At 47.6% G+C, this 4,258-nt stretch carries 4 protein-coding genes; all 4 read left to right on the top strand.

Annotated elements, in window-relative coordinates:
- Positions 1 to 822: glycosyltransferase (locus DBO31_RS09155; protein ID WP_150825000.1), on the top strand; the 822-nt coding region annotated here is incomplete at its 5' end.
- The gene (murC, locus tag DBO31_RS09160) at positions 815 to 2,197 is read left to right on the top strand and encodes a UDP-N-acetylmuramate--L-alanine ligase (RefSeq protein WP_059076914.1); all 1,383 of its coding nucleotides are present in this window, start codon (positions 815 to 817) and stop codon (positions 2,195 to 2,197) included. The genes DBO31_RS09155 and murC, both read left to right, overlap by 8 nt.
- 2 nt (positions 2,198 to 2,199) lie before the next feature.
- Entirely contained in the window at positions 2,200 to 3,138 is a 939-nt protein-coding gene (locus DBO31_RS09165; RefSeq protein WP_059076915.1) for a D-alanine--D-alanine ligase, read from the top strand.
- A gap of 38 nt (positions 3,139 to 3,176) precedes the next feature.
- A complete protein-coding gene (locus DBO31_RS09170) occupies positions 3,177 to 4,124 on the top strand; it encodes a cell division protein FtsQ/DivIB (protein WP_234995456.1) in 948 nt (315 codons plus the stop codon).
- Positions 4,125 to 4,258 lie beyond the last annotated feature (134 nt).

The following is a 4,258-nucleotide window of genomic DNA, read 5'->3' on the forward strand; positions in this document are numbered from 1 at the left end:
CTGAGCGGGATTCCAACATTGGTACAGGAACAAAATGTCATTCCCGGTGTCACAAATACGATATTAAGCCGGTTTGTCAAATGTGTCGCTTTGGGATATGAAGAAGCGGCAGAGCGCTTTAAGCGGAAAGACATCCTGGTGTATACGGGGAATCCCGTACGCAAGGATATACTGACTGGTACGAAAGATCATGGACGGGCTTTACTGGGACTGGATCCGGACAAATTCACCCTACTGGTAGCAGGGGGAAGCCGGGGCGCCCGTTCTATCAATAATGCAATGATTGAAGTGCACCGGTATTTCCGGGACAGCAAGGATATCCAGATCCTTCATGTCACCGGCGACCACGAATACGACCGCGTCGTAGGACAATTGGAAGGTATTGATGGCAAAGGGCGGTATGGAGAAGGAAGCCACATCATCCCCTATCTCCATCACATGCCAGAAGCACTGGCTGCAGCTGATCTGGCTGTGTATCGGGCCGGTGCTGTGGGATTAGCGGAATTAACTGTGCGCGGACTTCCGGCTATACTGATTCCGTATCCCTATGCTGCCGAAGACCATCAGCGCTACAACGCACAGGCTTTGGTCATGTGCGGTGCTGCAAAAATGATCCTTGATAAGATGTTGACCGGTCGTGAACTGTTGGAAGAAATCGTTCATTTGAAAAATGATCCGGAAGCACTGAAGCGCATGGCTCAGGCGAGCAAATCCAAGGGCCGTCCCCAAGCTGCACATGATATTGCAGAACTGGCGCTTTCTATTGCCAAAGGCCCGAAATACCGTTCCCGCATACAGAAGGATGTGACTGATCATGATTAACTTAAATACTGTACAGCGCGTTCACTTCATTGGTATTGCCGGTGCGGGAATGCGTGCGATAGCAAACATTTTCATTGAAAAAGGTTTTACCGTCTCCGGATCCGACCTGCGTGTTTCCCCGACGACAGACCGGTTTGAAAAAATGGGTGCCCGGATCTGCATTGGCCAGCGGCCGGAAAATTTGCAGGATGCCCAGGTAGTCGTAATTTCATCTGCCATCAGAGAAAATAATCCGGAATTACAGGAAGCCCGCCGCCGCGACATACCGGTAATCCATCGTTCCGATGCCCTGGTGCATATTATGTCCTGGGGAAAGAGCATTGCCGTCGCAGGTGCCCATGGCAAGACGACAACCTCTTCCATGCTCGGACAGGTTTTTTATGAAAGCGGTACGGATCCGACACTGGTTATCGGCGGTGAAGTGGATTATCTGCATTGTAATTCTATTCTCGGAAAGGGAGACTATGTCATTGCTGAAGCTGATGAAAGTGATGGATCGTTCCTGAAAGAACATCCCTATATTGCTGTCATTACTAATATAGATGCGGATCACATGGATCATTATGGATCACTGGAAAATATCATCAAGGCATTTGGACAGTTTATCGGACAAATACATCCGGAAGGATTTGCTGTTCTCTGTTTTGAAAATGACAAGATACGATCCTTGGCAAATACCCTGAACAGACGGTATCTTTCGTATGGAATAGAAACACCGGCTGATTACAACGCCCGTAATATCCGGTATATTAATGGCCGGCTCCATTATGAAGTATGGCATGACGGCAAAGAACTAGGAACCATCAATCTCAATGTCCCTGGCCGTCACAATGTGCTGAATTCGCTGGCGACTACAGCCGTTGCTCTTCGTTGCGGTATTCCTTTTGATAAGATCGCCCATGCTCTTTCTCATTTCCATGGAGCTAAACGGCGGTTCCAGACGAAAGGCGTTGTCGATGATGTTTGGGTAGTCGATGATTACGCCCATCATCCTACGGAAATCAATGCTACACTTACGGCTGCCCGCGATATGGGGACTCATCGCGTGGTGTGCCTGTTTCAGCCGCACCGGTATACACGGACCCAGCTTTTACTCAACAAGTTTGGAGGAGCTTTTACCGGTGCTGATAAATTGATCGTCACCGATGTCTATAGTGCTGGCGAAGATCCGATCCCCGGAGTCACGGGCAGGCTGATTGCCGATAAGGTCCGGGAAACGACAGGGCAGGATGTGACTTATATTGCCGATAAGAACGAGCTTGTCCCGTATCTGCTTAAGAATGCACGGCCAAAAGATCTGGTCATTACTATGGGGGCCGGTGATATTTATACCATAGGGGAACGATATATTGAAGAAGCCAGGAGGGGGAAGTAATCATGGACACACTGCAGGATAAGAATATTGCCGTTATTGTAGGCGGACCTTCAACGGAAGCGGAAGTATCGCGCCGTACAGGAGCTGCCATTGCCGGAGCACTGCAGGAAAAGGGGTATCATGCGGAACTTCTGGAACTGGTGCCGGATAAGCTTGCCAGTCAGCTGCAGGATAAGAATATAGATATTGTTTTTAATGCGCTTCATGGACATTACGGAGAAGATGGTGTATTGCAGGGATTATGTGAAATGATGGGAATTCCCTATACCGGTCCGGGCGTCATGGCCAGTGCCGTCGGTATGAATAAGGTCATGAGCAAGTGCGCGTTTCAGGGAGCGGGAATTGCAACAGCACCCTTTGCCTATTATTTCAATACGCAGGACGAAGATGCTATCGCTGCTGATATTATCAAACGGTTTTCTCTGCCTGTAGTCATAAAATCGGCAGGGCAGGGGTCCAGTATTGGTACGGTAATCGTTCATTCAGAAGACGAAATACGAAGCGCATTGAACGAAGCGTTTAAGTACAGCAATTCTATTGTGGCTGAAGCATTCATCGACGGGGATGAGTTTACTGTTGCTGTCATGGATGATATGGCCTTTCCCGTCATTCAAATTGTTTCCAGTACAGGAAAATATGACTATTATTCCAAGTATGCTCCCGGCGTAGCAAAACATCTCTGTCCGGCACCTATTTCGCCGGAACTGACAAAAAAGATGCAGAATCTGGCTTTGGACGTATTTCATCTTTGCCATTGCAGCGGTATTTCCCGCGTTGATATCATGACGGACAAAGAGGGAAATCCCTTTGTACTGGAAATCAACACGGTTCCGGGCATGACGGCGACCAGTCTGGTCCCCGATGCGGCCCGTGCAGCAGGCATAGAATTTCCCGATTTATGTGAACGCATTCTAAAGGAAGCATCTGTCGGAAAATTTTAGATTAGGTAGAGTTTTGTGATTATATACAGGTTTATACTATGACAATGGATAAAAAAGGGACATATTCCCCGGCTTCTGATACAACTTCATATCAAAGTGAAAATGATCCATATGGCATTAAAAAGCGTACCCATGATGTCTTCGTGCCGCCTCAGGTAGAAGACACTTCCTATGTGCCTCATCAGGATGTGACGGAGGCACAGGGGAAAACGCAGAAGCGGATTGCCCGACGCCGGGCCAGAAGCCAGCGGAAAAAACTTGCCAGGCAGAGACAACTTCGCCGCCGGAACCGCAGACTGGCTGCCGTAACAGGTATTATTTTTGTCTTTTTTGTCTGGCTTATCCTGCGATTTCTTCCCATTCCTTTTGGAACCGTCATCATTGATGGGAATGAGCGGATGTCCTTTGATGATGTATATCAATCCTGCGGCATACAAAACGGGATCATTAATGTGATACAACTATCGCCGGACCGGATGCGGGAACGAATGGAAAAGGATTTACGGGTAGCAAGCGCGGACATCAGCCGCGAATTCCCGGCGACTATCCATATCCGCATGCAGGAGCGGCAGACTGTTGCTGTCATCACCACGATGTATGGTTTTGCTTATGTGGATGATACGGGAAAGGTCATTGAGACAGCCCCGCAAATTAAAGGCGTATCGGCCCCTTTGATTACTGGTAAAAAAGTAGACACTCTGCTCCTTGGCGATACTATTCATGATCAGTCCATTCGCGATTCTCTTTCGTATTTGAAAAGCCTTGAACCAGAACTTCGTAAGGATATTACAGAAATCAATGTAGGGAATCCAGACAATATTATTGCCTATACAAGCGAATCTCTTCCTGTTCATCTGGGAAGTGCTGATGATCCGGCAGGACGGGCGGAGATGACGAAAGAGCTGCTGCAGGAAGTAAAGCGCAATCATCTTTCTGTCCAGTATATCGATACGGATCCTCGTGCCCCGCTTGTTAAAAGCAGTTGATAGGAAAGATTTTTCAAATAGCTGTAGATTAATTCCTGAATATAGTGTAAAATAATAAAGAAATCCTATCAGTACAAGAGTGTATACTTTTTTGAAGGAGGAACTAGTAAGATGGCAGATAATGCAAACATAAA

The organism is Megasphaera sp. DJF_B143, assembly GCF_900320625.1.
In the GTDB taxonomy this organism is placed as follows: Bacteria; Bacillota; Negativicutes; order Veillonellales; family Megasphaeraceae; genus Megasphaera; species Megasphaera hexanoica.